Source organism: Actinoallomurus sp. NPDC050550 (genome assembly GCF_040655075.1).
GTDB lineage: Bacteria > Actinomycetota > Actinomycetes > Streptosporangiales > Streptosporangiaceae > Actinoallomurus.
Map to the genome: position 1 here is coordinate 240,805 of NZ_JBFAJC010000010.1, position 25,824 is coordinate 266,628.

The 25,824-nt window shown below is 67.8% G+C and carries 30 protein-coding genes and 1 riboswitch; of the genes, 10 read left to right on the forward strand and 20 right to left on the reverse strand.

Going from position 1 to position 25,824, the window contains the following annotated elements; all coding sequences use genetic code 11:
• The first annotated feature begins 53 nt into the window (after positions 1-53).
• Positions 54-1,076 carry a YafY family protein gene (locus tag AB0I04_RS17130; protein ID WP_360885243.1) on the forward strand — a complete coding sequence of 341 codons (1,023 nt, stop codon included), beginning with the start codon at positions 54-56 and terminating at the stop codon, positions 1,074-1,076.
• On the opposite strand, the gene cpt is transcribed toward AB0I04_RS17130, so the two are convergent.
• A complete protein-coding gene (cpt, locus tag AB0I04_RS17135; protein ID WP_360885246.1) occupies positions 1,057-1,602 on the reverse strand; it encodes a chloramphenicol phosphotransferase CPT in 546 nt (181 codons plus the stop codon). The genes AB0I04_RS17130 and cpt overlap by 20 nt on opposite strands.
• Before the next feature lie 193 nt (positions 1,603-1,795).
• Between cpt and AB0I04_RS17140 the strand changes: the two genes are divergently transcribed.
• Positions 1,796-2,134, forward strand: coding sequence for a YchJ family metal-binding protein (locus AB0I04_RS17140; RefSeq protein ID WP_360885249.1), 339 nt, complete (start codon positions 1,796-1,798; stop codon positions 2,132-2,134).
• Positions 2,135-2,214: 80 nt separating this feature from the next.
• On the opposite strand, the gene AB0I04_RS17145 is transcribed toward AB0I04_RS17140, so the two are convergent.
• Positions 2,215-2,628, reverse strand: a complete 414-nt coding sequence (locus AB0I04_RS17145; protein WP_360885252.1) for an SgcJ/EcaC family oxidoreductase — start codon at positions 2,626-2,628, stop codon at positions 2,215-2,217.
• Between the two features lie 329 nt (positions 2,629-2,957).
• Positions 2,958-3,096: riboswitch (cyclic di-AMP (ydaO/yuaA leader) on the forward strand.
• 62 nt (positions 3,097-3,158) lie between these two features.
• Between AB0I04_RS17145 and AB0I04_RS17150 the strand changes: the two genes are divergently transcribed.
• Positions 3,159-4,121 (forward strand): NlpC/P60 family protein, encoded by a 963-nt coding sequence (locus AB0I04_RS17150; protein WP_360885255.1) that lies wholly within the window; start codon positions 3,159-3,161, stop codon positions 4,119-4,121.
• A gap of 166 nt (positions 4,122-4,287) precedes the next feature.
• Here AB0I04_RS17150 and AB0I04_RS17155 read toward each other — a convergent pair whose 3' ends face one another.
• Together AB0I04_RS17155 and AB0I04_RS17160 are read right to left on the reverse strand one after the other, a co-directional pair.
• Positions 4,288-4,815 (reverse strand): hypothetical protein, encoded by a 528-nt coding sequence (locus AB0I04_RS17155; RefSeq protein WP_360885258.1) that lies wholly within the window; start codon positions 4,813-4,815, stop codon positions 4,288-4,290.
• A gap of 131 nt (positions 4,816-4,946) precedes the next feature.
• Entirely contained in the window at positions 4,947-5,270 is a 324-nt protein-coding gene (locus tag AB0I04_RS17160; RefSeq protein ID WP_235458112.1) for a putative quinol monooxygenase, read from the reverse strand.
• Positions 5,271-5,417: 147 nt separating this feature from the next.
• Here AB0I04_RS17160 and AB0I04_RS17165 point away from each other — a divergent pair, with 147 nt between their 5' ends.
• Both AB0I04_RS17165 and AB0I04_RS17170 read left to right on the forward strand, forming a co-directional pair.
• Positions 5,418-6,251: a helix-turn-helix transcriptional regulator gene (locus tag AB0I04_RS17165; RefSeq protein WP_360885262.1), complete on the forward strand. Its 834-nt coding sequence runs from the start codon at positions 5,418-5,420 to the stop codon at positions 6,249-6,251.
• A gap of 152 nt (positions 6,252-6,403) precedes the next feature.
• Positions 6,404-7,096, forward strand: coding sequence for an SDR family NAD(P)-dependent oxidoreductase (locus AB0I04_RS17170; protein WP_360885265.1), 693 nt, complete (start codon positions 6,404-6,406; stop codon positions 7,094-7,096).
• A 121-nt stretch (positions 7,097-7,217) separates the two neighbouring features.
• Here AB0I04_RS17170 and AB0I04_RS17175 read toward each other — a convergent pair whose 3' ends face one another.
• Positions 7,218-7,463 (reverse strand): hypothetical protein, encoded by a 246-nt coding sequence (locus AB0I04_RS17175; protein WP_360885268.1) that lies wholly within the window; start codon positions 7,461-7,463, stop codon positions 7,218-7,220.
• A 44-nt stretch (positions 7,464-7,507) separates the two neighbouring features.
• On the opposite strand from AB0I04_RS17175, the gene AB0I04_RS17180 reads away from it, so the two are divergent.
• Complete coding sequence (locus tag AB0I04_RS17180) at positions 7,508-8,500, forward strand: hypothetical protein (RefSeq protein WP_360885270.1); 993 nt, start codon at positions 7,508-7,510, stop codon at positions 8,498-8,500.
• 48 nt (positions 8,501-8,548) lie between these two features.
• Here AB0I04_RS17180 and AB0I04_RS17185 read toward each other — a convergent pair whose 3' ends face one another.
• The 10 genes from AB0I04_RS17185 to AB0I04_RS17230 form a co-directional block, all read right to left on the reverse strand.
• The gene (locus AB0I04_RS17185) at positions 8,549-8,983 is read right to left on the reverse strand and encodes a VOC family protein (protein WP_360885273.1); all 435 of its coding nucleotides are present in this window, start codon (positions 8,981-8,983) and stop codon (positions 8,549-8,551) included.
• Between the two features lie 87 nt (positions 8,984-9,070).
• Positions 9,071-10,264: a hypothetical protein gene (locus AB0I04_RS17190; RefSeq protein WP_360885276.1), complete on the reverse strand. Its 1,194-nt coding sequence runs from the start codon at positions 10,262-10,264 to the stop codon at positions 9,071-9,073.
• Positions 10,265-10,435: 171 nt separating this feature from the next.
• The gene (locus AB0I04_RS17195; RefSeq protein WP_360885279.1) at positions 10,436-11,914 is read right to left on the reverse strand and encodes a hypothetical protein; all 1,479 of its coding nucleotides are present in this window, start codon (positions 11,912-11,914) and stop codon (positions 10,436-10,438) included.
• Between the two features lie 165 nt (positions 11,915-12,079).
• Positions 12,080-12,481 carry a hypothetical protein gene (locus AB0I04_RS17200; RefSeq protein ID WP_360885282.1) on the reverse strand — a complete coding sequence of 134 codons (402 nt, stop codon included), beginning with the start codon at positions 12,479-12,481 and terminating at the stop codon, positions 12,080-12,082.
• A 171-nt stretch (positions 12,482-12,652) separates the two neighbouring features.
• Complete coding sequence (locus AB0I04_RS17205; RefSeq protein WP_360885285.1) at positions 12,653-12,961, reverse strand: hypothetical protein; 309 nt, start codon at positions 12,959-12,961, stop codon at positions 12,653-12,655.
• Positions 12,962-12,999: 38 nt separating this feature from the next.
• The gene (locus tag AB0I04_RS17210; protein ID WP_360885287.1) at positions 13,000-13,251 is read right to left on the reverse strand and encodes a hypothetical protein; all 252 of its coding nucleotides are present in this window, start codon (positions 13,249-13,251) and stop codon (positions 13,000-13,002) included.
• A gap of 30 nt (positions 13,252-13,281) precedes the next feature.
• Complete coding sequence (locus AB0I04_RS17215; RefSeq protein ID WP_360885290.1) at positions 13,282-13,524, reverse strand: hypothetical protein; 243 nt, start codon at positions 13,522-13,524, stop codon at positions 13,282-13,284.
• Positions 13,525-13,564: 40 nt separating this feature from the next.
• Positions 13,565-14,044: an FMN-binding protein gene (locus AB0I04_RS17220; protein ID WP_360885293.1), complete on the reverse strand. Its 480-nt coding sequence runs from the start codon at positions 14,042-14,044 to the stop codon at positions 13,565-13,567.
• A 29-nt stretch (positions 14,045-14,073) separates the two neighbouring features.
• The gene (locus AB0I04_RS17225; protein ID WP_360885296.1) at positions 14,074-15,354 is read right to left on the reverse strand and encodes a ferredoxin reductase family protein; all 1,281 of its coding nucleotides are present in this window, start codon (positions 15,352-15,354) and stop codon (positions 14,074-14,076) included.
• A 1,139-nt stretch (positions 15,355-16,493) separates the two neighbouring features.
• Positions 16,494-17,072: a helix-turn-helix domain-containing protein gene (locus tag AB0I04_RS17230; RefSeq protein ID WP_360885299.1), complete on the reverse strand. Its 579-nt coding sequence runs from the start codon at positions 17,070-17,072 to the stop codon at positions 16,494-16,496.
• Between the two features lie 85 nt (positions 17,073-17,157).
• Here AB0I04_RS17230 and AB0I04_RS17235 point away from each other — a divergent pair, with 85 nt between their 5' ends.
• Together AB0I04_RS17235 and AB0I04_RS17240 are read left to right on the forward strand one after the other, a co-directional pair.
• Positions 17,158-18,039, forward strand: a complete 882-nt coding sequence (locus tag AB0I04_RS17235) for an SDR family oxidoreductase (RefSeq protein WP_360885302.1) — start codon at positions 17,158-17,160, stop codon at positions 18,037-18,039.
• 153 nt (positions 18,040-18,192) lie between these two features.
• Positions 18,193-19,044: an NAD(P)H-binding protein gene (locus tag AB0I04_RS17240; protein WP_360885305.1), complete on the forward strand. Its 852-nt coding sequence runs from the start codon at positions 18,193-18,195 to the stop codon at positions 19,042-19,044.
• A 141-nt stretch (positions 19,045-19,185) separates the two neighbouring features.
• Here AB0I04_RS17240 and AB0I04_RS17245 read toward each other — a convergent pair whose 3' ends face one another.
• From AB0I04_RS17245 to AB0I04_RS17255, 3 genes are all read right to left on the reverse strand, one after another.
• The gene (locus tag AB0I04_RS17245) at positions 19,186-19,584 is read right to left on the reverse strand and encodes a hypothetical protein (RefSeq protein ID WP_360885308.1); all 399 of its coding nucleotides are present in this window, start codon (positions 19,582-19,584) and stop codon (positions 19,186-19,188) included.
• Between the two features lie 211 nt (positions 19,585-19,795).
• A complete protein-coding gene (locus AB0I04_RS17250) occupies positions 19,796-20,068 on the reverse strand; it encodes a barstar family protein (protein ID WP_360885311.1) in 273 nt (90 codons plus the stop codon).
• 57 nt (positions 20,069-20,125) lie between these two features.
• Positions 20,126-22,351, reverse strand: a complete 2,226-nt coding sequence (locus tag AB0I04_RS17255; protein WP_360885314.1) for a DUF4132 domain-containing protein — start codon at positions 22,349-22,351, stop codon at positions 20,126-20,128.
• Between the two features lie 469 nt (positions 22,352-22,820).
• Between AB0I04_RS17255 and AB0I04_RS17260 the strand changes: the two genes are divergently transcribed.
• Both AB0I04_RS17260 and AB0I04_RS17265 read left to right on the forward strand, forming a co-directional pair.
• Positions 22,821-23,546 carry an SUKH-4 family immunity protein gene (locus tag AB0I04_RS17260; protein ID WP_360885317.1) on the forward strand — a complete coding sequence of 242 codons (726 nt, stop codon included), beginning with the start codon at positions 22,821-22,823 and terminating at the stop codon, positions 23,544-23,546.
• 412 nt (positions 23,547-23,958) lie between these two features.
• Positions 23,959-24,306 (forward strand): helix-turn-helix transcriptional regulator, encoded by a 348-nt coding sequence (locus AB0I04_RS17265; RefSeq protein WP_360885320.1) that lies wholly within the window; start codon positions 23,959-23,961, stop codon positions 24,304-24,306.
• 8 nt (positions 24,307-24,314) lie between these two features.
• Here the strand turns inward: AB0I04_RS17265 and AB0I04_RS17270 are convergent, their stop codons facing one another.
• On the reverse strand, positions 24,315-24,905 hold the full coding sequence (locus AB0I04_RS17270) for an ATP-dependent Clp protease proteolytic subunit (protein WP_360885323.1): 591 nt from the start codon (positions 24,903-24,905) through the stop codon (positions 24,315-24,317).
• Positions 24,902-25,528: an ATP-dependent Clp protease proteolytic subunit gene (locus AB0I04_RS17275; RefSeq protein ID WP_360885325.1), complete on the reverse strand. Its 627-nt coding sequence runs from the start codon at positions 25,526-25,528 to the stop codon at positions 24,902-24,904. The genes AB0I04_RS17270 and AB0I04_RS17275 overlap by 4 nt, the downstream gene beginning before the upstream one ends.
• Positions 25,529-25,824 lie beyond the last annotated feature (296 nt).

A 25,824-nucleotide genomic window follows, 5' to 3' on the forward strand; every position in this document is an offset into this window, starting at 1 on the left:
CTAGGCCGGATACAGGACAGGATCCGCCCGGTATTTGCGGCAAACTTTCGGATATGACCCGACCGACCGCCCGAGTGCTCGCCCTGCTGGAGATCCTCCAGGCCGGCGGCACCCGTACCGTCGCCGACCTGGCCGACCGGCTCGGCGTGGACGAGCGCACCGTCCGGCGCTACGTCGACCACCTCATCGACCTGGAGGTCCCGGTCCGATCGGTACGCGGCCGGTACGGCGGTTACCGGCTCGCCCCCGGGTACCGGATGCCTCCGCTGATGCTCACCGACGAGGAGGCGCTGGCCGTACTGCTCGGCCTGGTCGTGGGCCGGCGCGCCGGGCTGGTGACCACGTCCGTCGCGGCGATGGAGAGCGCCGCCGCCAAGGTACGCCGGGTGCTGCCCGAGGCGCTCGGCCGCCGGCTGGAGGCGCTGCTGGCCGCCACCGAGTTCACCGCTCCGGCCCGGCGCGTGGCCACCCCGGAGACGGGCGTGCTGCTGATGCTCGCGGAGGCCGCGCGGCACCGCCGGCCGGTCGCCCTCGGCTATCAGGCCTGGAACGGGCGCCGCAGCGAGCGCACCGTCCATCCGTACGGGATCGTCCTCCACTCCGGACGCTGGTACGTGACCGGCGCCGACTCGGACCGCGGCGAGGTGCGTACGTTCCGGTTGGACCGGATCGAGACCGCGACGGTGCTGCCGGGGTCGTTCGAGGTGCCGGAGGGGTTCGACCCGACCGCCCGGGTGCTGTCCGGGCTCGCCGACGTGCCCTACCTGCACGAGGTGTCGCTACGGGTCCAGGGCACGGCCGAGCAGGTCCGATCCCGGATCCCGGTCGGTATCGCCACCGTGCAGGAGCTCCCGGCCGACCCGGCGCGGGATCCCGCTCATGACCCGCCGGGACCTTCCGAGGATTGGGTACGGGTCCGGCTGCGGGCCGAGCGGCTGGACTGGGTCGCCGCCGTACTCGCCTGGCTGGACCGCCCGTTCGTGATCGAGTCTCCGGACGCCCTGCGCGACCACGTCCACGCCCTGGCCCGCCGACTCGCGACCTGCGCCGACGCGGTCACGGGCGACTCGAGCTGAGCTGAGCGGCGATGGTCCGCGCACACTCCAGGGACTCGGTACGGGTGGTGTCCACCTCCAGGTCATAGAGCACGCCCCGGTGGGCCGCCTCCGCCTGCGACGCGGCCATTCCCTGGGCCCGATCCCCGCGGGCGATCTCGCGGCCCGCGGCGACCGCGCTCTCGCACCTGACGCCGACCCACAGCACGTCCAGTCCGTCGAGGGCCTTCTGCCACCGCTGCTGGGACTCCGCGCCACCGAGGAAGACGTCATCGACGATGACCCGGGCACCGGCGCGGGCCATCGCGGCGATCCCCTCCATCCACGCTGCTTCCAGCTCCCGGAACTCCCGCCCGACGCTCACTCCGCCATCCGCGGCGAACTCGATCCCGGCCTCCGATGTCCGCATGGACGCGGGCATCGCCTCGACCAGCGTGTCGACGCTGACGGCGAGCCACGGATCCGGCAGTACCGCCTGCAGGCACCTGGCGATCCCGGACTTGCCCGAGCTGGATCCACCGTTCAGCACGATCACCTGAGTCGTCACCGCGCCACAGTAGAGGCACTGCCTGCGACCTGTTTCGGCAGGGCCGCCCAACCGCTACGACAGGCGAGCGGCCGCAGCGATGGTCTCGCGGCGACACAATGAGAACATGAGCCAGTCCGATCCGGGTGCACGATGCTTCTGCGGGCTGCCCGCACCGTACGACGACTGTTGTGGACGTTTTCACCGCGGAGACATGAAGGCCCCGACAGCGGAGCGGCTCATGCGCTCGCGGTTCAGCGCCTTCTGCGTGGATGACGAGGGCTACCTCCTGCGTACGTGGCATCCGTCGACGCGGCCACCGCACATCGACTTCGACGAGTCCCTGCGCTGGCAACGCCTCGAAGTCCTCCGAACCGCCGGCGGAAGCTACCTCGACGCCGAGGGAACCGTCCTCTTCCGCGCCCACTACGTCCAGCGGAACCGCCCCGGGCTGATGGAAGAACACAGCCGCTTCGTCCTCGAGGACGGCGCCTGGTCGTACCTCGGCCCTCTCCCCTCCCTGCCACGGACCGCGCCCGCCCGCGGACGATAGGACGTCCGTGCCGGAGTACGGGGCGGCCTTCGTTCCCGGCCTCGCATCGTGCAGGCGGCCGACCCGCGAGTGTGTGGTCGTCAGGCGCTGTAGGTGCGCTTGGCGCGACGGCTCATCTCGGTGTTCTGGAACGCGACGCACTCCCATCGCCCGTCGCGGCGACGCAGGGTGTACGTCTGGAACTTGTCGTAGTCGATCTTGTTGCCTTTGCCGATGCCGCCGACCGTGGTCACCACGGCGGTGTCGGTGTCCACAGTGCGCACGTCGATGGGTCTGACGATCATCCGCGTGCCCTTCCGCCACTTCGTGAACACCTCGTGGTGGGTCTGGCCGACGGCGGCCCTGCCGAACATGGCGTCGCCGAGGAAGATCACGTACGAGGCGTCTTCGGCGAACTGCCGAGCGTAGGCATCGGCGTCACCGGCGTCCCATGCCTGCCGGATGCGCTCCAAGAATTCCTCAACGGTGTCGCTGCCGGTCGTCTCCGTGATCATCTCCGCTTCGATCAGGGCCCTGTCCGGGCAGTCGGGGGTGACACGCCGGGGCGATCGAGACGCTTGAATCCGCGCTGTCGCCGACGGGCCTGCATCCTCGCCACTTCGCCATTCTCAAAGGGTTGAGAGACGGGGAAGCCCAGTCGCAGCAGCAACTCGCTCAGAAGGTAATCACCCGCTGTAGGGACATGCGCACCGACACGGCGCCATGACGTGCACTCAGTAACGGACGGCGCACACTGCGTACCATAAATCACGTTTCGGTGGTTTTATCCACATTGATGCCCTACGCTCCGTAGGACTCGACTGTCCCATGCTTCACACAAGAGCACGACCGTCAGCCGAATCCCTGCAGTGCGGGGAACCGGGGACCCAGGTAACTGGGGTGAATCCGCAGCGCCCAGCGCTCGGTAGGGCATCTCCCGCCCGAACCCGACAGCTAACCCGGTAGGCGTGAGGAGAGGAGTTCGTACGTGACATTTTCATATTCTCGGCTCACAAGTTCTGGCTGGCTGAGGGGCATTACGGCCTTGACGGCGAGCGCCGCCCTTCTTCTTCCCGCAAGCAGCGCGTACGCGGCTACCAAGCCGTCACCGACCGCAGCAAAGAATAAGCTGGACAAGCTAAACAGCCAGGTAGACAAGATCGCCAATCAGTACGACAAGGCCAAGACACAGCTGGATGCGGCGAAGAAGCGGCTTTCAGTGATCAACAATCAGATCGCCACCGAAAAGCCCAACTATCAGAACCTGCGCGTCCGGGTGGCGCAGATGGTCGTCGCCGCCTACAAGAACGGCAGTCTTAGCAATACCGCCGTCATCGCTTCCAGGGACCCCGAAGCGAGCCTGCAAAATATGTCGGCCTTCACCGAACTTTCCAACAGCCGAAGCCAAGAGATGACCGCATTGCTGGCATCGACCCAGCGCCTCCAGCGTGATCAGGAAGAAGCCAAGGCAGCGCTGCAGACGGTCACCACGACCACGTCTACGCTTAAGAAGCAGAAAGCCGCCGCCGAAAAAGCGATCGCCAAGCAGAAAGCACTGGTCGCCAAGTCCACCAGCTCCAGCTCAAGCACCAACAGCTCAAGCGGCAACAGCAGTAGTAAGAGCAGCGGTAGCAGCCCCTCCAGCTCCGCATCCGGCTCGGCCGGCACGGCGGTGAATTATGCCATGGCTCAGCTGGGTAAACCCTATGTCTTCGGCGGTACGGGCCCGTCGGGCTATGACTGCTCCGGGCTGACGATGATGGCCTGGCGCGCGGCCGGCGTCAGCCTTCCCCGCGTCGTCCCCGACCAATACAGCGCCATCCGCCACGTCGCCAAGTCCGATCTGCAGCCCGGTGACCTGGTCTTCTTCGACGGCCTTGGCCACGAAGGCATTTACGTCGGTGGCGGCAGATTCATTCATGCCCCGCACACGGGCACCGTCGTACAGTACGCCAGCATGTCCAACAGCTACTGGACCGCGAACTACGTCGGCGCCGGCCGCCCGTAATCAAAGGGCCCGTCGCCCAGCGTGATCGCTGGACCGCGGGGAAAGCGTCGTACATCCTGGACCGGATCGACGCCTTCCCCGACCGGCTGCGACAACCTCGTCGCCGCCCTGCTGCCGCACAACCGTCCGCGTACATTTCGTGCGCATTGGGATCGGCACGCGGTCGCTAGAGGAATGCGGAGAGCAGGAGGGCCATCCCCAGGCCCAGGATGCTGACCAGCGTCTGGGTGGTGGTGTGGATTTTCGTGGCCTTGCCCATGTCCATCCCGAAGGACTCCTTGACCAGCCAGAATCCCTCGTGGTTGACGTAGTTGAGGCCGATCGAGCCCGCGCCGATGGCGATGACGACCAGCGAGGTGTGCCAACTGTCGGACGCGGTCACCAGTGGCGCGACGATGCCGGTCGAGGAGACGATCCCTACCGTCGCCGATCCGGTGGAGGCGGAGAGCAGCAGTGCGAGCAGCCACCCCAGCAGCACGACGCTGATGTGCGCTCCGCCGGCGGCCGAGGCGATGGCGTGGCTGATGCCCGTGTCCTCCAGAACTTGGTTGAAGGCGCCGCCCCCGCCGATGATCAGCAGGATGCCGACCACGGCCTTGAGGCTCTCCGTGACGGACTGCCGCACCGCTTCCCCTGACCTGCCTTGGGCCAGTCCCAATGCGAACAGCGCGACGGTCTCCCGACCGTGATGCAAGCGATCACCGCTGCCGCTCCGCACGCCGAGGTCTACTTGCTGCGCAGTCCCCGTATGGTCCGGCGCTTTGTCGCGCAACTCCGGCGGACGGCCGCCTAGCCCCGATCAGGCTCGCCGTGCTCCGGGTCGGCCTATCGTGCCGGGCGGAACGGCTGCAGGAAGCGGATCCCGTCCTCGATGCTGCCGTCCATCAGTTCCAGCAGTTGGGGCACCAGGTCCTGCATGCGGGGTGCCTGCAGGTGGCCTTCGAGGGCCTCGCGGCTCTCCCAGCGCTCGAAGATGACGAACGCGCCCGGTTGTCCCTCGACCTGGTGAGCCTCGTAGTCGATGTTGCCCGCGTCGTAGCGCGATGCGGTGACGGCGGCTGTCATGAACGCCTTCATCGCGGCTTCCTTCCCGGATTTGGCCCGAGCTTCCCACAGCACGGTGACGTAGTGGTTCGACGTGGTGGTCATGCTTTGCTCCTCCTGGCTCCGAACAGCATCGTTGTGCGCCGTTCACGACTCCACACTGAGCCCCGAGGAGCGTCGGCGGGAGCTACGGGACTTCGTGGTACAGCGCGTACCACCCAGCGGGGCGGGGTGTGCGGGAAAATGGTGTTCATGGATCAACTCGGTGCCGTGCTGCGGGCGTGGCGGGACCGGCTGGACCCCGCGACGGTGGGCTTCGCACACGGCTCACCCCGTCGGGTCCCCGGTCTGCGACGCGCGGAGCTGGCGACGCTGGCCGGCATCTCGGTCGAGTACGTGGTCCGGCTGGAGCAGGGACGGGTGGCGACACCCTCGGCGCAGGTCTGCTCGGCCCTGGCTCGCGCCCTGCACCTGTCCAACGACGAGCACGCTCACCTTCTGCGCATGGCCGGTCACGCAGCGGATCCGATCCGGGTTCCACGAATGATCCCAGGGAGCCTGTACCGGATCGTGGACCAGCTCGCCGGCAACCCGCTGGCGATCTACGACGCCACCTGGCAGTTGCTGCACTGGAATCCGCTGTTCGCGGCCACGTTCGGCGATCCCACGGTGCGCGGTGTGGGAGACCGCAACGTCCTGGTCTGGCAGTTCCTGGGTGAGCTGCCCCGGGTCCGGCAGACGGCGGCCGAGCGGGCGGCGTTCGAGGAGTCCCTCGTCGCCGACCTGCGCGCGACGACGAGCCGGTACCCCGACGATCCCGACCTCGCGGCGTTGGTATCGAGGCTGAACCTCAGCCCACGGTTCTGCGAGTTGTGGAGCCGCCGAGCGGTGGGCGGTCACCAGAGTGCGCACAAACTCGTCCAGCACCCGGATGTCGGACACATCGCCATGAACTCCGACATCCTCAACACCCAGGACACGAACCTCCGCCTCGTGGTGTACACGCCGCAGCCAGGCACCGACGCCCGCAGCAAACTCGAATTCCTTGCGGCGATTGGGGTCCAGAGGATGTCTCCTCAGGGATGAAGGCCCGCGTTCTGCCTCGTCCGGTGGACCAGGCTGCTGGGTGGTACGCGCGGTACCAGGAAGTGCCGTAGCTCCCGCCAACCCTCCCGGGGACCCAGCATGGAGTGCGTGAACAGCGCACGGCCGTGCTGTTCGGACCAGGAGGAGCCAGCATGACCACCACATTCATCACCGGGGCCAACAAGTCCCTCGGTTTTGAAACCGCTCGTCGCCTCGTCGAGGCGGGGCACACCGTCCTCCTCGGTGCCCGCCACCGTGAGCGCGGTCGGGCCGCGGCCGAGTCGCTCGGCGCCCGGTTCGTTCAGATCGACGTGACCGACGATGCCTCGGTCCAGGCCGCGGCCGCGGATGTCGCCGCGCATGAGGGAACGATCGACGTCCTGGTCAACAACGCCGGCGTCCTCGGCAAGGTCGGCCCCGTCGAGGAGTACACCGCGACCGACGTGAGCGCCGTGCTCGACGTGAACGTCGTCGGGATCGTGCGCGTCACGCACGCCTTCCTCCCGCTGCTGCGCAAATCGCCGAACCCCGTCATCGTCAACGTGTCCAGCGGGATGGGCTCCTTCAGCGTGACCCAGGACCCGGCGCGGATCGAGTCGCAGTATGCCCTGCCCCTCTACTGCGCCTCGAAGGCCGCGGTCACGATGCTCACGACGCAGTACGCCAAGGAACTGAAGGACGTGAAGGTCAACGCCGCAGACCCCGGGCAGACCGCGACCGACTTCACCGGCGGCCTCGGACACAGCGTCGCCGACGGCGCAGCGTCCATCGTGACCCTCGCGACAATCGGCCCGGACGGGCCGACGGGACAGTTCATCGACCGATCCGGGAACCTCCCGTGGTGAACCTGCCCAGAGCTCAGGGTCGGTCGACCCGCCGCCCTGCGCTTACCTCATGCTCGTAATCTCTATGCTCAGTGATCACGAAGGACGCCGACGCCTCAAGTGATCCATTTGCCGGTCGGTCTTAAGCGTGATGTGCATCGCTGGGCACCGCACAGCCGGGCAGATGCTCCAGCAAGACCCGCCTGGGCTCCGCCGCGAGGACCGTCGGAACCAGACCCGGATCCACGCGCGCGTACGCGGCGATGACGGCCGCCTCATCGGCGGCGAAGTGCGGCGTGGCCTTCAACCAAACCGGGCCCTGCCGGGTGGGCAGGCGCAACACGGCGGCCAGGTTCCATGTCCTGCGCTGCTCCGCCGGCCCGCTCATCGGACGATCCATGGAGGCCACTGACCGCCGTATACTACGCGGCCGTGGCAGAGATCGTGTTGCTCGGCGAGGTGACCTGTCCGTCGGGCGAGTTGGTGCTGATGGACGGCGGCTACCTCGGGCTATGGTCCGGCGACCGCATACCGGACGACATGCGGCAGCCTCACGTCGTGCCGGCCGTCGACTTCGAGGTGGTCGGGCGCGATGCGGACGCCGCGGCGCGGTCGTTCGACCGGCAGTCCGGCCGCACCCTCTACGACATCCCACAGCATGCCGTCGCAGAGTTCACCTCGCTCTTCGATGACCACTGCCGTGAGCGCGGCCACCAGGCGTCGCTGCGCTCCTTTCCACGGCAGGTCCCGCACCGTGACCGCGTCCGGCGAGCGATCGCCGGAAACGACCCGGACTTTCTGATCAGCGGCGTGCCGGTCATCGCCATCGGAGGCCTGCCGACCGACCGTCCGCTGCCCGTCACCGCGACACCGCACAGCGACTGGGGTTGGACGCACATCCGCATCGTGGTCAGTGACGAACCAGTCGTCGGTACCTGCTCGCTGGGCAAGATCGGCGTCGACTGCGCCCGGTTCGTGTTCGGAGACGCGGACGCGTTGAACGCATGGATACACGACGACACGATCGACGGCCTCGCGGACGTCGTGTTCTGGGGCAGGCACGAGACCGAGATCGCGGCCGAGTTCGGTGCCACCCGTACCGGCACGCCCGGCGAGGATCACTACGGCTGGCTCAACCTGCCGGTCCGCGAAGCGTACGCGAAGGCAGTCGCGTTGAACGATCGTCGGGAGACAGCGTCGGACCGTAAGTTCGCCTTCGATTTCCGTCCACACTCACATCACTGGCGGGTGATGGCCGATGTTCGCGCGTCCGAGCATGAGGCCGCCGCGATAGACGTCGGCGGTGCCCGCATCATGTTCGCGATGACATCCGTGGGCGACGGGTTCTTCCCGGTCCACGTCGAACTCGATGCGGCGGGTGCCCCGGTCGCCATCGAGGTAACGATCCGCGGCGCCGAGGATTGACCGTGGTCTGATCACCGGTCGACTCGCGAAGGTGCCACGTTCGGCCACTCAGTCGAGACAGAACTCGTTGCCCTCGATGTCCTGCATCAGGAGGCACGACTCGTTGTAGTCATCGGCACGCAGTAGTCGCACGCGCACCGCGCCGAGCGCGACCAGGCGTGCGCATTCGGCCTCAAGTGCGGCCACGCGCTCTTCACCCACGAGCCCGGTGCCCACCCGCACGTCAAGATGCACCCGATTCTTCACGACCTTGCCTTCGGGAACGCGCTGGAAGAACAGTCGCGGGCCCACACCTGAGGGATCCGTGCATGCGAACGCTGAACCCTGACGCTCAGGCGGCAGCGCGCGATCGAAATCGTCCCAAGTAGCAAACCCCTCCGGTGGCGGCGGTACGACGTACCCCAACACCTCGCACCAGAAACGAGCGACGCGCTCAGGTTCTGCGCAGTCGAAGGTGACTTGGACCTGCTTGACCGACGCCATCGGCCCACCATAGAGGCAGGGCCTTTCGTCGTCTCCGCGGGCCCGCCCCTGGCTGGGTTGTGGCGCATGCCGGAAACCGCCGGGCTCCTACCGGCAGCGGACAGGGTTGGCGTGCAGATCGCTCTCGCCGCAGGGCCACACGCCGGTGTCCAGCGGAGCCAGATCGGTGTCGGCGATGACGAGGCCGCCTTCGCCCTTGGCCCGGTCCGTGGTGAGGACGAAGAACAGCCGTCCGCCCTCCAACAGCAGCATCCGGTCGACGCCTTCCCCTTCTCCCTCCCACAAGGTATGGACGGACAGGTCAGGATCGATGATCTGGAGCCTGCCATCGCGCCAGAACGCGGCCCGGCCATCACCGCTCAGCACCGGACCGACGGTGTAGTAGCCGGACACGTACGGGCCATCGGTCATGCTGCCGTCACGATGCAGCCGCCGGACACGCCGGGCCGAAGACAGGTCGTTGTCCAATTCGACGACGCGGATCCTGCCCCGGCTGCTGACCAGCAGGCCACCGTGGCTGGGCCACTCGGCCACCGTCGCGCCGTCCCGGTCGTACAACCGTGTCGAGAACGCGCCGTATCCCTGGCTGCCGACCAGGAAACCGCCTGGCCCGGCGATCGCCCGTTCCCCTGTCGGGTGCGGCGGCGTCACCCAGACCAGGTCCCCGGTCGCCAGGTCGAGGCAGAAGCCCATGCCGATACCGCTGGACCAGTCGGTGTAGGTGGCCAGTACCCGGTCCGCCGAAACGAGCAGCCCGGCGCGGCGTTCTGGAGTCAGATCCCGCGGCCGCCACGGCGGCATGGGTTCCGCACGCCAGCCGTTCGCCGCGCTCATCTCGACGACGCCCTCATAAGACAGGTGCACATCGGGCAACTCGGCCGACCAGTGTCTCGCGCCCGATCCATCGGTGCGCTCCACGCGCACGCTACGGTACGGATCGCTCCGCCACGCGACGACGAACCCATCGGGCAGAACGACGAACGTCCCGATCCGCTCGTCAGGCGCACACGAGAAATCCACCCGCCGACCCGGCGCGCCCCACACCGTCGTCTCCACGAGCGCACCGTCATCGGCCAGCCAGACACCACCGTCCGGCGCGACGCGCATCTGGCCGCCCAGCGCACCAATGGACCGGCTCCAGCGCAACCGCCCGTCCAGGTCGACCGCGCGCAGAACGGACCCCGACGCCGTACCGCACACAACGTAGACCGGCCCCGCCGCGCCGGCGCAGGCCAGCGGCCCGTACGACCCCAGCTGCCCCACTCGTTCGATCCTCGTCACGAACGATGATCGTCCCGGTATCGGTCCCCATCCACAACCCCGACCGAACTGTACGGAACGGTTGTGGAATCCCCCCGAAGTGCCTCACCCGTCGAGCGTGCCGAGCGGCGCGGTGCACCGCGTCCCGGCCGGCCTGCCACCGGGACGCGGGTACGGACGACCGGCGGCGGGTCAGGAGACGTTCAGCGCGGTGTCGTCGAGAACGAACGAAGTCTGCAGCTGCGATCCCTCGGTTCCAGTCAACTTCAAGGTGACGGCCTGGCCCGCGTAGGCGGCGAGACTGTAGCTGTGCTGCTGGTAGCCGGTGGCGGCGTTGAGATTGGAGAACGTCGCCAGGGTCGACAGCACGGTGCCCGAACTGCTCAGCACCTGGACCTTGAGGGTGTCATACGCGGTCGAGGTCGACGTCTCGGCCGTGTCGATGTGCAGCCAGATACTGAGTGAGGCGGTCGAGCAGGTCGCCGGCACGGTCACGGTCTGGGAGAGCGTGTCGGTGTTGGCCGTTCCGTATCCGTTGAGCCAGGCGTCGTAGGAGCCGGTACGGGGCGGCTCGCTGGATGAGGTGTTGATGACGCCCGAGGTGGCCGTCCAGCCGACGCCGGAGCCGGACTCGAAACCAGGGTTGGTGAGCAGTTGCGCCGCGGTGCACGAGGGGGGCGGAGTGCCGGTGCTGCCAGCGCCGGCGAGCCATTCGGTGGCGTTCAGGCCGAGCTGCGCGTCGGTCGCCTTGGCGTCGTTCCAGCCGTTGTACAGGGTGTTGCCGGACTGGCCGGTGCCGTCGTCGATGTCGGAACTGTCACCCCAGATGGCGACCCGGCCGCTGCCGAAGGTGCTGGTGGCGAAGAAGGCCCCGGTGTTCCCGCCGGGTGTCGCGGTCGTCAGGTAGAGCAGGCCTTTGACAGCTGCGTTGTCGGCCGGGTGCAGGGTCACGGTGGTGCCGTTGTAGAGGGCGCCCGCGGTCACGGTTCCGTACGGACCGTGCAGGACCGGGTTGGTGCTGTCAGCGATGGCGGTCGGGTAGCCGCTGGCGATGTTGAGCAGATCGACGCTGAATCCGAACGGATCGGTACTGTCGACCGTGTTGTTGGTCATCAGATCGTTAATGATCTTCGGCGAGTCGGCGCCGTCGTTGTTGCGGTCGCTGCCGGTGTGGTCGGAGATCAGGAACAGCCCGCCGCCGTTCTTGACGAACGTCATCACCGCCGTCTTCTCGGCCGTGCTGAGCAGGACGTTGGGCTCGGGCAGCACGAACTCATCGAAGTTCGACAAGTCCTGGGGGTTGGAGGAGTCGCCATAGGTGATGGTCTTGCCTGGGCCGAGGGTGTCGAGGGTGTAGTTGCCGGTCTTCTGCAAGGCCACACCCCAGGCCGAGATAGCGCCGGTCCAGTCTGTCTCCACTGTCGGCGAGGCGTTCTGCTTCGTCGGGTCGGGAATGCTCGTGCTGATGATCCAATCGGCGTTGCCCGCCGTCTCGGCCTTGCTGTCGTCGAACAGCACACGGTGTTTCGTCGCCGACGCCGCCGGGTGAGCGATCGCGATGACCACAAGCGTGACGGCAGCGAAGGTGAAGGCGGCAATAACGAGCGCGGTGATCACGCCCAGCGGACGCGACCTGGTCGTGCGAAATGGGATGGCAAGGGGCTCGAGCATTCGACACGCCTCTCGGGCGGAGATGAGACGTTCTGAGTGTCAGTTCAACGGCGCTGCGCGGTCCACGTACGCTATGACAACCGTTGATGTCGAGATCTGTCCGATATTACGGTTGACGACGTGCTCGGGCGCGGAACTCGCGTAGCCGGATCGTTCGCGCCGTGATCAGTCTTCGTGGTCGCGGGGCGGAAGCGCGAAAACGTCACCGCGACGAAGACAGTCACTCCTGGGGTAGGGCGACAAGGGAGCCGGTTCGTCGATGACGATCTGCGCGCGCCACCCACCGACCGCGAGCCCGTCGGCGGCGTGACCGGACAGTCGGTCGTCGGCTGCGTCACCGAGCAGGCCAACGTGCTCAAGAATGACGAACAACGCTTCCGCGGCGCAGCTCACCGCCCCGGCGGCTTCGGCGGCGCTCGTGTCCGGATAGATCTCGCGGTAGATGCGGCGCGCGACCGCAAGGAGACGGTCGGCGTCGGTCACCGTGAAATCGCGCCGCAGCCGCAAGGACAGGGCCATCCCGTCAGCGAGCGGGTCGTCCCCGATCGTGCTGTCATCGCCCGGCATGCCGACACGATACGGGAACTCGCCGGTGAGCCGCCCCCAGCCGGCACACTCCTGACATCGTTCGCCACGCCTGTTCTATAGATCAAGGAGCGTGACCCATTGCCAGCGAGGCGAACCGGATCGCGGCAGAAGAGGGCTTGGGACTGACCGCGCCCGGCTGCTCATGGTCACTCAGTGGAGTGCGCACTCCCAGGGCTCGAGGTCTGCTTCTCCAGGAGGAAGTTCTCCCGTGCAGTATCGGTACAGCCAGGTGGCCGCTCGGCGCTCGGCGTACTTTTCGTTGATGGGTTCTCCCCGGTCGTCCAATTCGAGGACGTTGACGAAGACGGCGAAGCAGATCTCCATCTGGGAAGGTGAGTTTTTCAACTCGTCCCAGTAGTTGATCCCGTCCAGCATGGGACAACCGATCGAGCCGCGGGCGACCCATCCGGCAAAGCGACGGATCGCCCCCGATGCGCCATGACTGAGACGAGAGGACATGCGTCGAACCTACCTGCGACCTTGGCATACCGACGTCCTCAATCCGACAGATCGGCGGCTCCCGGCCTGAAGGCCCGTCCGGGCAACGGCGAACGCGGCGGAACGGACGGGACCGCCGCCATCGCCCGCCAGCCGCGCGGAAGGATCGCCATCGCCAGTACCGCCGCCACGACGGCGGCCGTATGGACGCCGAGCGCGACCGGAACAGGGACCCGACGGCACTCGCGGCGCAGCCCTGACGTGCGCCCCAGCAGGGCGAAGGCATTCCATCCGCTCGGTGGGCCGCGCACTCCCCGGCGGTGAATGAGACCAAAAATGAACTAGAACGACCCTGGGCGCCTCTCCAGTGGAGAGACGCCCAGGTCGAACTCCTGGATCCGCGTGCCGTCCGGATGGTCGCCGAGTTCGGCGATCCGCAGCTCGCCATCTCTGATCAGGCCGACCGGGCTGTCCGCCTTGAAAGGGGAGAAGACCTCGTCGGCATGGCGCAGGCAGGCGAACGTCGCCTCCGACACCGCCGCGAACAGTTCCGGATCCGTGTCTCGCGGTACCGCGATGGACATGACCGTCCCATGATCCGGGCGGTCGTGGTGCGCCGACCAGTCATATGCCGGCCTTGTCCAACGCCGACTGCAGGGACCTGGCATATCCCCGCGACGTGTAGGTGGCACCGGACACGACGTCGATGTTCGCGCTGCGCGCGGACATCGCCTCAGACTTCAGGACCGGGAGCGCGGCGGCGTCGATCTGCGCGCTGCGGCCGCCCACGTCGGTGTGCCGCAGCACCTTGACACTGGTGAGCTTGCTGTTCGCGATGACCGCTGCCACCTGCATCGTGCCGTACGGCGTGTCGATCGGATCGCCGGTGAAGGTGCCGCTCTTTCCCGCGGGGCGTTTCGGCCGCTTCGGAGGGGATGGGGATGTGCCGTCATGGCCGCCCAGACTGGCCGTCGGCGCGGGCGTGGGGCCCGCCCCCGCGCCGGCGAGCGCGGACTTCGGCGCGCCTGCCGTGTGCGACTTGAACGACAGCAACAGCACCAGGCCGACGGCCGTGGACACCAGCGAGACGGCTACTTTGATCATGCGAACCTCTATTCACCTTTCTGCTGAGCTCACAGGTCGAAGGCTTCGACGTGGATCCGGCGCCGGGGCACCCCCGCGCGCTTGAGCTGCTCGGTCGTGGCCTTGACCAGGCCCGGAGGCCCGCACAGGTAGACGTCGCGCCGGGCCGCGTCGGGTACGATCTTGAGCAGCGCCTTGGCATCGAGCGGATCCCGGCCCCGCACCGTGTTCCCGCCCAGGACCGGGTAGAGACCGAACCGGCGGTTGCGTGCGATGGCCTGAAGTTCCGGCCAGAAGACCAGATCCTCCTGCCGCATCGCCCGGTACAGCAGGATCACATCCGCTCCGAACCCCGGCAAGGTCTCGTACAGCGCGCGGATCGGTGTGATCCCCACGCCACCCGCGATCAGCAGGCTCGGGCGCCGCCTGCCGAAACGGACGGCGCTGCGGCCCGCGGTGAATGCTCCGTACGGCCCCTCGATCCACACCCGGGTACCGCGACGCAACTGGCCGAGCCGCCCGCTGCCGTCTCCTAGATTCTTGACGGTGATGCGCATCGTACGGTCAGTCGATGGTGCCGACAGGGAGTACGGATGGGACTCCCACCACAGCCCGCGAGACAGAAACCGCCACCGCAGGAACTGCCCGGGCTCGGCGCCGAGCCGGTTCAGGCGGCGGCCGGTCAGGTAGATGGAGATGACGCCGGGCCCTTCGGCCACGACTTCCGCGACGCGCAGCGAGTGCCTGACCGACCGCCACATCGGCAGGATGAGACGGAACAGCAGCACGGCGGCGAGCACCGCGATGTGAGCAGCCGACCAGATGGCCCGGTTACGTACGGAGTTGGAGAAGTCGGCGCCGTTCGCGAACTCGTGGGCGAATGCCAGCGCCATCGCCAGATAGACGTACAAGTGGAAGAAATGCCAGGTCTCGTAGGAGAGTCTACGGCGAACCATCCGCGCCGACAGGACCCCCACCATGACCAGCAGGCCGAGCGCTGCCGTGGCCATCAGCACGTCCGGGTAGGAGACCTCCACCGTGACGGTTTCCGAGACCAGACCGGTACCCGACTGCATCCCGTAGCCGACCACCAGTAGGACGGCATGGGCGACCAGCAGGATCACCGTGTATTCGCCGAGTGCCCGATGGTAGCGGGCTGCCACATCGGAGCCGACCCGGTTGTCCAGCAGGGGAACGCGGGCCATCAACGCCACCAACACCAGCAGCAGGTAGGCACCGAGCATCCCCGCGATACGCCCAGCCGCGGTGACATAGTCACCGGTGCCGCGCAGCGAACCCGCCGTCGTGTCCTGCCACCAGACTGCGAGCACTGCTCCTACCCCGGTGACCATGACTAGGAGAAGCATCCGTTCCCACACGTGCCCGGGCCTGGGAAGTAGCCCACCCGTGGGCGTCGTCGCCACCGGAGGGTACGGATCCGCCTGTCGTCCCGCAGTACGAGTAGCCGACACAACACCTCCAACGATCGATACCGGTCTCCCCAGCCATGCCTGCTCACGCTCGCCCGGCGCGCCACCGCCGACCGGCCCTGCCGCCTCTGCGGCGCCGCCGCCGCGGGCCCACGAAATCCACCGGCCGATCGAGGTTCCTGGCATTCGGCGACTGGAGAGCACGCCCGCCGATACGAGCCAAAGCATGATCAGAGTTTCCGGGGCGGCGGACGCAAGCTCACTTTTGCAAACCAGGTGCGAGCGCACGACCAGGAAAATCTTCATAAACCGTTCAGATCGCCTGGGATCCGCCCTTCGGCCAACCCGGACGTCCCGAAAGATCCCTGTCCGTACACCTTCGAGCACGGTCCGTTTACCGTTCTCCAACCCGACCCCGCAGATCGCGACGGCCGTATGACGAGCGCGACCCCGCCGGCGGACCGCCGACCACGGCCGCCTCCGCTCTCACGGTGGCATGAGCGCACTGGCCGGGAAATATCAGAAACGCGAGGTCAGCGGCAGAGAGCATGGTCGGCGGATCACTATGCCGATGGCGCGAGGAATCCGCCAAGCGGGCCGGCCACCGCTGTCGCCGAGTTCCGGTAAGAGCCGTTCGCCAACGTCCGCTGAGGTACGCCCGGCCAGCTCAGGCGATAAGTGGTGTACCTCGGCGGACAGGTACGGATTCCGGCTGACGCATATCTGAATGAGACCACGTTTGAGACGGCTCTGCGATCAGTGAGCCCACAACCTTGTCATCGTCCTATGGCGTCTGGGCTATCCGTACGGCCGTGCCCCGCTGAGCAAGACACGGCGCTGCCACCGTCAGTATCCGTCTTCGCCGCACCCACCGAGCACCGAGTCCGCTGGGTCATCTCACGGCACGTCTCCGGAGCGATCCGGCGACCGGACGGCGAGAAACGCTCATCGCGGCATGAGAGTGCCTTCCGACATCAGCACGGCCAGAACGGCTGAGGAGTGACTCGGCAGGTAGCCGAGGAGCGGGTGAGGTTGTCCGGTCAGCCCAGCGATGCGCTCGCGGCGCGCAGCTCGTCGAGGGCCTTCAGGAGGTAGGCGGCGAACCCGGCCTCGGGGCCACGGTCGCCTTCGGACCATTCGGCGTACCCCCGCTTGAAGGCGAGGACGCCGAGCTCGCTGGCGAGGGCGGCGGTCGGATCGGGCACGCCGCGGGCGACCAGGGCGGCGGTCATGGCGGCCGCGAGGCTGACGCTCTTGAGGGCGTCGCGCTCCTGAAGTTCGGCGCTGGCGGCAACGGCCGCCTTCAGCCGCGGGGCGATCTCCCGGCTCATCGGGCCCATCGCGGTCGAGGCGCGCTCCAGACCGGCGGCGACCGCCTCGAGCGGGCTGGCGTCGGCGGGCGCCTTGGCGATGCCTTCGGTCAGCAGCTGGCTCAGCGTCTCCTGCCCGGCGACCAGCAGCTCGCGTTTGTCGGGGAAGTGTCGGAAGAAGGTGCTCTTGGTGACCCCGGCGCGCTCGGCGATCTGCGCGACCGTCGTGGCGTCGTACCCCTGCTCGGTGAACAGGTCGACGGCAGCCACGACGAGGCGTTCGCGCGCGCCCGGTTCCCATCGACTCATGGGTGGATCATACGTGATGGGACTCTTGTCCCGTCATTCTGCTAAAGTGACGGGACAAGAGTCCCATCACTTGCGGGAGAGTTCCATGCGTGTTTTCGTCACCGGCGGCACCGGTCTGATCGGGTCCGCCGTCGTCGCCGAGCTTCTCGGCAACGGCCACACCGTCCTCGCACTCGCCCGCTCCGGCGCCTCCGCGCAGGCCGCCTCGGCGGCCGGTGCCGAGCCGATCCGGGGCGGTCTCGCCGATCTGGACGTCCTGCGCGCCGGCGCCGCTCGGGCCGACGGCGTGATCCACCTGGCCTTCGCCAACGACTTCAGCAGCCCCGAAGCCCTGGCGAACGCGGTCGCCGAGGAAAGCGCCGCCCTCGCCACCCTCGGCGAGGCACTCATCGGCAGCGACCGTCCCTTCGTCGCCTGCTCGGGCACGCCCGCCGTGCCGGGCCGCGCCTCCACCGAGGCCGACTCGACTCCGACCGAGGGGCCGGTCGGTGGTCGCGGTCGTGCGGTCACGGGAGTCCTGGGCCTGGCCTCGCGCGGGGTCCGGAGCTCGGCCGTCCGCCTGCCGCGGACCGTCCACAATGAGGGCACGGGCGGGTTCGCCGGTGTATTGACCGGGATCGCACGTCAGAGCGGAGTGTCCGGCTACCCGGGCGACGGCACGCAGCGCTGGCCGGCCGTGCACGCCCTCGACGCCGCAGTCCTCTTCCGGCTCGCCCTGGAGCAGGCCGAAGCCTGCACCGCCTGGCATGCGGTGGCCGACGAGGGCGACCAGGTGCGAGACATCGCCGCGGTCATCGGCCGGCGGCTGGGCCTGCCCGTCGAGTCCGTGCCGGTGCAGACCTACGGTCCCCTCGGCGTCATCTTCGCGGCCGACCAGCCCTCGACCAGCACCCACACCCGGCAGGCACTCGGCTGGGAGCCGAAGCACCCGAGCCTGCTGGAGGACCTGGAGAACATCCAGCCCTGATCGGCAGCCCGGACCAGGGGGTGGGCCCGCTGCCGCCGGACCGCCGGCCGTGGCGACGGCCCGGCACCGTCGACATCCCCATGCCGAAGCGGGTTTCCACTGGCAACGCCGACTACGCGGCAATTCACGTCCACACCAACAGGAGGTCTCGTCATGGTAGTAGCTGTCTTCGGCGCTCGAGGTAACGTGGGCCGTCACGTGGCCGATGGCCTGCTGGCCGCCGGTGAGCAGGTCAGAGCAGTCAGCAGAACCCCAGCCGCAGGCTTGACACCAGGGCTCGACGCTGTCCGTGCCGACCTGGATCGCCCCGAGACGCTGCCTGCGGTGCTCGACGGTGCCGACAAGATGTTCCTCTACGGAATGCTCAACCCCCAGCAGCCCTACGACATCGAGAAGGTCGTTGCGACGGCCGCAGCCGCGGGGATCCGGCAGGTGGTTCTGCTCTCGTCGGTGTCGGTGGTGCTGGACCCTGATGCCGACCACCCGGTCCCCCTCCTGAACCGCACGATCGAGCGGGCCATCCAACGGTCCGGCCTGGATTGGACGTTCCTCCGGCCGGGGACATTCGCCACCAACACCCGCACCTGGTGGGCCGAATCGATCCGCGCCGACAACGTCGTTCGCCTCCCCTATCCCTCAGCGCAGTCGGCACCAGTGCACGAGAAGGACATCGCGGCGCTTGCGGTGACAGCCCTGACCGAACCGGGCCACTCGCACCAGACCTACACCGTCTACGGGGCCGAGTCCCTGACTCTGCAACGCCAGGTCGAGCACATCGGCGAGGCCATCGACCGCCACATCCGGATCGAACACGTCTCCGACGAGCAGGCTCGCGCGGAAGTCGGCAGGACAATGCATCCGGTTGTGGCCGAGGCGATCGTGAGTCAGTGGGCCGCCGCCTCCGGCATCCCGGCCCTGACCTCCACCATCGTCGAAAAGATCACCGGCGCGCCAGCGCACACCTACGCCCAATGGACCGTCGGTCATGCCGACGACTTCCACTGAACTCGAGTTTCACCCACTACCGGGTTGGTGTCGACTCCGGGTGATGACGAGACAACCCTTGGCTGATCACTCTTCTTGCCCTCTCAACGGCATATGAGTGCGGTGGGAAGTGCTGCAGAAATTCGCTTGTCTGTGCCACGATCAGTCTTCGTTGTCGCTGGGCGGAAGCGCGAAGACGTCACGACGAAGACAGTTACTCCGAGGTCCCGGCAACAAGGGAGCCGGTTCGTCGATCACGATCCGCGCGCCCCACCCACCGGCTGTCAGCCCGTCGGTAGCGTGACCGGAAAGTCGGCTGTCGACTGCGTCTCCGAGCAGACCGACATGCTCAAGGATGACGAACAGCGCGTCTGCGGCGCTGGTCACCGTCTCGGAGGCTTCGGCGGCGCTCGCGTCCGGATTGAGTTCGCGGTAGATCCGGCGCGCGACCGTTAGGAGACGACCGGCATCGGTCACGGTGAAGTCTCGCCGCAGCCGCAAGGATAGGGCCATTCCGTTGGCAAGCGGATCGTCCCCAATGACGCTGTCATCGCCCGGCATACGGACACGATACGGGTGAGCCGTGTGTGAGACGGCACGCTCCCGACGTCGTACGCCAGCGGTTGCCCGTGTCCTGAACGGAGCCGCGTGTGCGGATCCACTCGTACTGGACGGCCGGCCTCGTGGACAGCAAGGGAGGCGGCGGCGACGGTCTGGCCGTTGTTGCGCCGACTTAGGCGCATGTGCGAGCCGAGGGAGTGCGGTGAGGCGCTCAGCGCAGTTCGACCTCGATGCCGTGTTCGGCGAAGATCTGTAGGAGAGAGTCGAGAGTGACCGCCGGCGCGTGTCGATGCCGGTCGTAGCCGGGGACGAGGTGTTCACCGGCCACCGCCGAGTCGTGCCAGACCAGTCGGAACGGCGCCCGAGCACCCCGCCTCCCGCCAAGGCAGTCGTCGAGGGCGTCAAGGTTCCAACCGAAGTAGCCACCCGGACCGTTGATCGCCTCCCCCGATGGCGCACGCTCGTCAGCGGTGAATGAGACCAAAAATGAACCAGAACGACCCTGGGCGCCTCTCCGAGGGAGAGAGCGCGCCGCGACCGTTCACTTGGCGGGTGCGGCGCCCTCGGCCAGACGGACGAACTCCGCGAGGATCTCCGAGGCGACCACCGGGTCAAGATCGCCGAACGGGAGCCGGGTGCCGGAGAAGCGGCCGGTGAACAGCCACACCCGGGTGATCTCCTGCTCGGCGTACTCCTCGGGCGCGATGACGCGGATGCCGGGCTCGATCTGCACCATCAGATGCCGCTCGTCCGGCGTCATGAAACTGATCTGGCGCCGGAAGCCGCCGGTCTCCTTCTCACCGAGCTCCCAGCCGCGTCCCGTCATGCCGAGGATGCGGCCGAAGTGCACGGTCAGCCCGTCGAACCGGGTGAGGTTCCCGATCTCGCGCTCCTGCTCCGTCAGCGCGTGCACGGCCCGTTCGAGCTGTGGAAACGGCTGAAGGATCTCGTAGTCGGCGAACACCTGCCGCCAGGCGCCCGCCTCCTCGCCGCCGAGCCGCAGCGGATGCGGCAGCACCACCCGGGCCGACTCCGGAAGCGTGAACTTGTCGTCGCCGACGTCGGCGAACGTGCGGTCCTCGGCGATTCGGAACGTGGTGACGGCCCCGTCCACCTCGGCGCTCCATACCAGGCGGCGGACGATGTGCCACAGCAGCGGATGCTCGACGAACAGGGACCGGAACTCCCCGGCCGTCCAGCCGCGGTCCGACACCATCGCCTGCTCCAGCCGCTTGATCTGCTCAGCGGCGGTGGTCCTGACCTCCTTCTTGAGATCGCCGAAGCGCTTGTACGCGGCGGCTGCCAGCGTCTGGTCGTCTTTGACGCCGGGCTTGGGCAGCGTCTTGCGGCGCTTGCCATCCTCGTCCGTCACGTACGGCCTGAGCTCCTCGTCGAACCCGACCACGAAACGCCGGTGGCCGTAGTCCAGGGTCATGCTGCCCTCGGCGTCCAACCCGAGGTCGGGGACGAGCCGATCGGCGAGTTGCTCGGGCGTCAACCCGCGCTCTTTGGCGATGCCGTTGAGAGCTCCCGCCGCCCAGGGCCGTATCCGCTTGGCGTCCTGCGCCTTCTGTGAGAGCCGATGCAGGTGGCGCAGCGCCGAGTCCGTGCCGAGCCTGCTGAACACCTTCAAAGCCGAAGTTCCGCTGCGGTCCCAGACATACGCCTTCGACCAGCGGGCGACGCTGGGGGCGAGAAGATCGGCGACCTCGTCATTTGCCAGGTTGATCAGTGCCCACTGGACACCGGGAGACGCCCACTTGTTGGAAACGTCCACCTGGTACAGCGCCCAGGCGAACTCGGCGAGCGAGTCCGGGTCACACGCCTCGACGACCTGCGTAAGGCCCGCGTACGGCTCCGACGGTGTCGAGATGGACACCATCGTGATGACGCGCCGGGTCGCGGCGGCGGGCAGGGCGAACTCGCGTCCGTGCAGCAGGATCCGCGGCAGCCGCTCGGGAGCGAAACCCGAGGGAACGGGAGGGAGCGGGTCCGGGTACAGGTCCAGCGGGTCGGTCTTCAGCGTGGCGATCGCCGCCACGGCCTCCTCACCGTAGTGACGGGCGGCCTCCACGACCGCGTCGTGCCCATGCCGCTCGGCGACCAGCCGCAGGGCCTCCTCGGCCTTCGCCCGTTTTGGACCGGGCTTGCGGAGGGCGTCCGGCACGGTCAGCCGCACCGCGGCCGGCCCGTGCTTCTCGAACCAGGACGTCGCCCGGTCGCCATTCGGATAGACGCCCCAATGCTTGATCATCACCTGGGCGACGTCCGCGTCCAGGAACGGATCCAGCGCGTAGAAGGCCCGCTTGTTCTTCGCCTCGTACAGCGCCATCGGGTACGCCGCCATCTCATGACGCGCCACCGCCGCCATCAATCCGGTGGACATCGGGTACCCGGTGAGGACATCCCAGTAGCGCTCGTCGGCCAGCAGCTTCGCACCGAGTTCCAAAGGCGCCTGCGCGAACAGGCCGATGGCCAGGGCGTGGAGCCGCCGCTCCGGCTCCGACCGCACCCTCTCGGTGGCGAAGTCGTCGGCCACCCGCTCCCAGTCGGTGTCGTCCGGAAGACGCTCCCAGCCGTACTTCCCGTACGGTGCGCTCAACCACTCCTCCCGCTGGCGCGGCGCCCACGCGACGATGGTCGGTTCCTTTGGCGCCTTCAGCCCCGTAAGGACGACTGGCTCCCTGCCCTTGGGAACCCGCTCCCACGGCGGATCCACGAGCAGGTCGGGCAGGGCGCTGGCGGGGGCATCCTTCAGTTCCGGCATCGCTCCAGGTTTCTGACGAGATCGAGGGAGGACCTCGGCGCACGCGCCGCGCTCGCCAAAGATCCATTCATCATCACTGACTCGCGCCCCCGCCGTTTCGTTCCGGTCGCCGGCGCTGTTCCTGGCCGACCGGCGCCCTCGCCCAGCATGGCCCGCCCGCCGTCACCGATAACGCCGCACCGCGGTGTCTTCCCGCCATACTCCGACCGCGCCCCTGTAGGTGGGGTTCTTAACCGGGAAGTGTCTGCAGGTCGCACCCACCGATCAATCGGCTGCTTACGGCATGTCGCCTGAGCGATACGGCCGGCCCGACGGCGAGAACACTCATCGCGGCAGAAGAGTGCGTTGCCCACGCGGGAGACTCTGCGCGCAAATAGGTGCTTGACGAATGAGGCGGGGTAGTGCAGGCCGCTGGAGGAGCGATGTGTTGTCGCGACGAAAGCGCCGGATTTGAGAGAGGATAGGCGGCGTGACGGAATTGACGGTTGACACTGTGCGGAAATGCGCCGACGAGGCGTTCGGTGAGTGGACGATGGTGCGGGCCGACGCGGAGTGGGCAATGACGGCGGTGTTCCACGAGCAGACGCGACGGATGCTGGTCGAGGTCGGGTTGCCGGTCGAGACCAACATCTTCACGATCGATGACGCCTTCTTCGTCTTGCCGACCACGCTTGGCGCGCTGGCGGTCGAGCATCCGGACTGGTGGGGCTCGGACCGGGTCGCCGCGTATCGTGACTGGATCGTCCTGGGTGACGAGGCCAATGCCGCTCGATTCGTCCTAGACCCGGGATCTGGCAGGGTCGACTTCCTCATGCTCGGTGGTGACGGCATCCTGCAGAGCAGTACTCTCGCGATCTTCGTCTACGCCCTGGCCTACTTCGAGACGCGCCGCCACCTCGACGGCGTCCCCCTCGATGACGTCGAACCCTTCGAGCGGGCCGCCGAGACCAACTACGAGACCTTCCGGCACCTCAGCCTGGTGGACCCGCCGGCCTTTGAAGGAGTGACCTCGCCGCCCTGGGCCGAGTCCCAGGGCGACGAGTTCGACCTCGGCCACTCGTGGGAGTGGATCGCGGACGGGTTCGCCGACGGTCTCTTCTCCGACTGGACCTGGTCGGACAAGGCACTGCGCTACTTCGCGACGCAGGGGATCGATCCACAGACGCGGGAGCCACGGCGAACCGAAGCCGACTGAGCCTGTTCCTGTCCGCCAGCGAATCACCGCCCGCCCCCACCGCCCGGCTCACCCAAAGCGCAGGCACCGCAGCTGACCTTTGATGGCGTAAATCCGAGGTCGCCCCGGGATCGCGCCATGGCCTGCGACGGGAGCGTTACTCCCCCACCATGACCTGGTCGCCACCGACAGCCAAGGCTCGCCGTACCGAGAGCACCCCCCACATCGGCATAGTTGAACGACCTCGCTAAGAGCCGCCCGGCGGTGCCCGGCCTGCGGCATGACAGGACGTTGGCTTCAGTAGGGGCGGTGTCGGATGCTGGCATGTCGACGACCGACGGGGTGACGATGCCCCGCAGGCTCAGTGCCGCAGGTGTTTCGCCTGGAGAGGAAGCGCTGCCCTCGGTCGCCGGACCGGTGCCAGGATGACCGCATGGCGGACATTCTCCAGTTCCAGCGAAATCACATCCCCGCACCGGATCGTGAGCCGGAGCCGTTGTGGCGCGAGGTGCTCGGCCGAACCCTGCGCGCGGCCAGGGAGGAGCAGGGTGGGCGCCTCATCGACGTCGCGGAGCGAGCCGGCATCTCGCCCCAGTACCTGTCCGAGATCGAACGCGGTCGCAAGGAGCCGTCGAGCGAGATGATCGCCGCGGTCACCGGTGCGCTCGGCATCGACCTGGCCGACCTGCTCGCCGGCATCGCGGGCGATGTCCGGCGGCGCCGCAGCGCGAGTCCCACGGTCGGGCGCCGTCCCGCAGGACCCGTGCTCATGGCCGCATGAGACCGTGGTCAGATTCGGTGGTCGATGACCTGGTCCGCTAGCCCGTAGCTGACGGCGCTCGCCGCGTCGAACACGCGGTCCCGGTCGGTATCGTGCCGCAACTGCGCGACATCGTGACCAGTGTGCTTCGAGAGGATCTCCTCCAGCTGCGTGCGCACCCGTATCACCTCGTCCGCCTGGAGAATGAGGTCCGGGATAGCGCCGCGGCCCTGCGCTGCGGGCTGATGCAGTACCACCCGGGTGTGGGGCAACACGGAACGGCGTCCAGCACCGCCGGCAGCCAGAAGCACCGCGCCGGCCGCGACCGCCTGGCCAACGCACGTCGTCGCCACCGGCGCCTTGATGTAGCGCATGGTGTCGTACAGCGCGAGCATCGCTGACGGGTCGCCGCCCTCGGAGTTGATGTACAGGTTGATCTCCCGCTCCGGGCTGTCCGCCTCCAGGTACAGCAACTGGGCGATCAACGCGTTCGCCACGCCGGAGTCGATCGCGGTGCCGAGGTAGACGATCCGCTCCGCCAGCAGGTGCGAGTAGACGTCCATGATCCGCTCGCCCCCCGCGACCCGCGTGATGACGTTGGGGATGGTGTATGTGCTCACGCGCGGACTCCCGTCGCCGAGCCGAGTCCCAGCGTGTGCGGCCGCACGGGCACGACCTGGCTCAGATCGTTGACGATGTGGTCGATGAAGCCGTACTCGCGGGCCTGCTCGGTGGTAAACCAGCGGTCGTGCAGCGAGTCAGCGAAGATCCGGTCGATCGGCTGGCCGGTGTCCTCCGCGATGATGCCGAGCACCGTGTCCCGGGTGTGCCTCAGGTCGTCGGCCTGTACCTCCACCTCGACGGCCGATCCGCCGATCCCCGCCGAGCCCTGGTGCATCAGGATACGGGCGTGAGGTAGGGCGAAGCGTTTGCCCGGTGTGCCCGCAGACAGCAGGAACTGCCCCGCACTGCACGCCAGTCCCAACGCGAGGGTGGCCACGTCGCACGGCACGAGCCGCATCACGTCGCGGATGGCCAGCATCGCCGGGACGGAGCCGCCCGGCGAGTGGATCCACAACGCGATGTCCTTCCCGGGATCCTCGCTCGCGAGGGAGAGTAGCTGTGTCGCAAGCACCGTCCCGTTGTCGTCCTCGAGCACGCCGTCGAGGACCAGTATCCGCTGGCTGAAGAACCGTTCTCGGAGCCGGTGGTCGAACAGCGGCTGCTTCTCATCGTTCGTCATGCCCCGACCATGCCGCCTACGCGGCGCCAGCCGCCGGTTTCGCTGCTGTGAGCAGATCAGCCCTCAGCAGGCCAGGTATTTCGACGGGCACCTGTCGGTGCTGCTGCAGGCCAGCCGGATCGGTGAGCTTACCCGGGCCGAGCTGGCCAGAGATGGTTCGGGACGCCTGGTTGTCACCACGTCAGCCCGTCGAGCCATGCGCGCTCATCGGCTACTTGTTCACTTGAGTCACGGCTGATCCGGCAGGGTTGGTCGAGGTGCTCGGCGGGACGCTCTCTCATCGGCTGCCCACCCTG

Coding starts and splice junctions, on each gene's coding strand:
- AB0I04_RS17130 (WP_360885243.1), top strand. CDS start 54: ATGACCCGACCGACCGCCCGAGTGCTCGCCCTGCTGGAGATCCTCCAG.
- AB0I04_RS17140 (WP_360885249.1), top strand. CDS start 1,796: ATGAAGGCCCCGACAGCGGAGCGGCTCATGCGCTCGCGGTTCAGCGCC.
- AB0I04_RS17145 (WP_360885252.1), bottom strand. CDS start 2,628: ATGATCACGGAGACGACCGGCAGCGACACCGTTGAGGAATTCTTGGAG.
- AB0I04_RS17160 (WP_235458112.1), bottom strand. CDS start 5,270: ATGACCACCACGTCGAACCACTACGTCACCGTGCTGTGGGAAGCTCGG.
- AB0I04_RS17165 (WP_360885262.1), top strand. CDS start 5,418: ATGGATCAACTCGGTGCCGTGCTGCGGGCGTGGCGGGACCGGCTGGAC.
- AB0I04_RS17170 (WP_360885265.1), top strand. CDS start 6,404: ATGACCACCACATTCATCACCGGGGCCAACAAGTCCCTCGGTTTTGAA.
- AB0I04_RS17175 (WP_360885268.1), bottom strand. CDS start 7,463: ATGAGCGGGCCGGCGGAGCAGCGCAGGACATGGAACCTGGCCGCCGTG.
- AB0I04_RS17185 (WP_360885273.1), bottom strand. CDS start 8,983: ATGGCGTCGGTCAAGCAGGTCCAAGTCACCTTCGACTGCGCAGAACCT.
- AB0I04_RS17195 (WP_360885279.1), bottom strand. CDS start 11,914: ATGCTCGAGCCCCTTGCCATCCCATTTCGCACGACCAGGTCGCGTCCG.
- AB0I04_RS17200 (WP_360885282.1), bottom strand. CDS start 12,481: ATGCCGGGCGATGACAGCACGATCGGGGACGACCCGCTCGCTGACGGG.
- AB0I04_RS17205 (WP_360885285.1), bottom strand. CDS start 12,961: ATGTCCTCTCGTCTCAGTCATGGCGCATCGGGGGCGATCCGTCGCTTT.
- AB0I04_RS17215 (WP_360885290.1), bottom strand. CDS start 13,524: ATGTCCATCGCGGTACCGCGAGACACGGATCCGGAACTGTTCGCGGCG.
- AB0I04_RS17220 (WP_360885293.1), bottom strand. CDS start 14,044: ATGATCAAAGTAGCCGTCTCGCTGGTGTCCACGGCCGTCGGCCTGGTG.
- AB0I04_RS17230 (WP_360885299.1), bottom strand. CDS start 17,072: ATGAGTCGATGGGAACCGGGCGCGCGCGAACGCCTCGTCGTGGCTGCC.
- AB0I04_RS17235 (WP_360885302.1), top strand. CDS start 17,158: ATGCGTGTTTTCGTCACCGGCGGCACCGGTCTGATCGGGTCCGCCGTC.
- AB0I04_RS17240 (WP_360885305.1), top strand. CDS start 18,193: ATGGTAGTAGCTGTCTTCGGCGCTCGAGGTAACGTGGGCCGTCACGTG.
- AB0I04_RS17245 (WP_360885308.1), bottom strand. CDS start 19,584: ATGCCGGGCGATGACAGCGTCATTGGGGACGATCCGCTTGCCAACGGA.
- AB0I04_RS17255 (WP_360885314.1), bottom strand. CDS start 22,351: ATGCCGGAACTGAAGGATGCCCCCGCCAGCGCCCTGCCCGACCTGCTC.
- AB0I04_RS17265 (WP_360885320.1), top strand. CDS start 23,959: ATGGCGGACATTCTCCAGTTCCAGCGAAATCACATCCCCGCACCGGAT.
- AB0I04_RS17275 (WP_360885325.1), bottom strand. CDS start 25,528: ATGACGAACGATGAGAAGCAGCCGCTGTTCGACCACCGGCTCCGAGAA.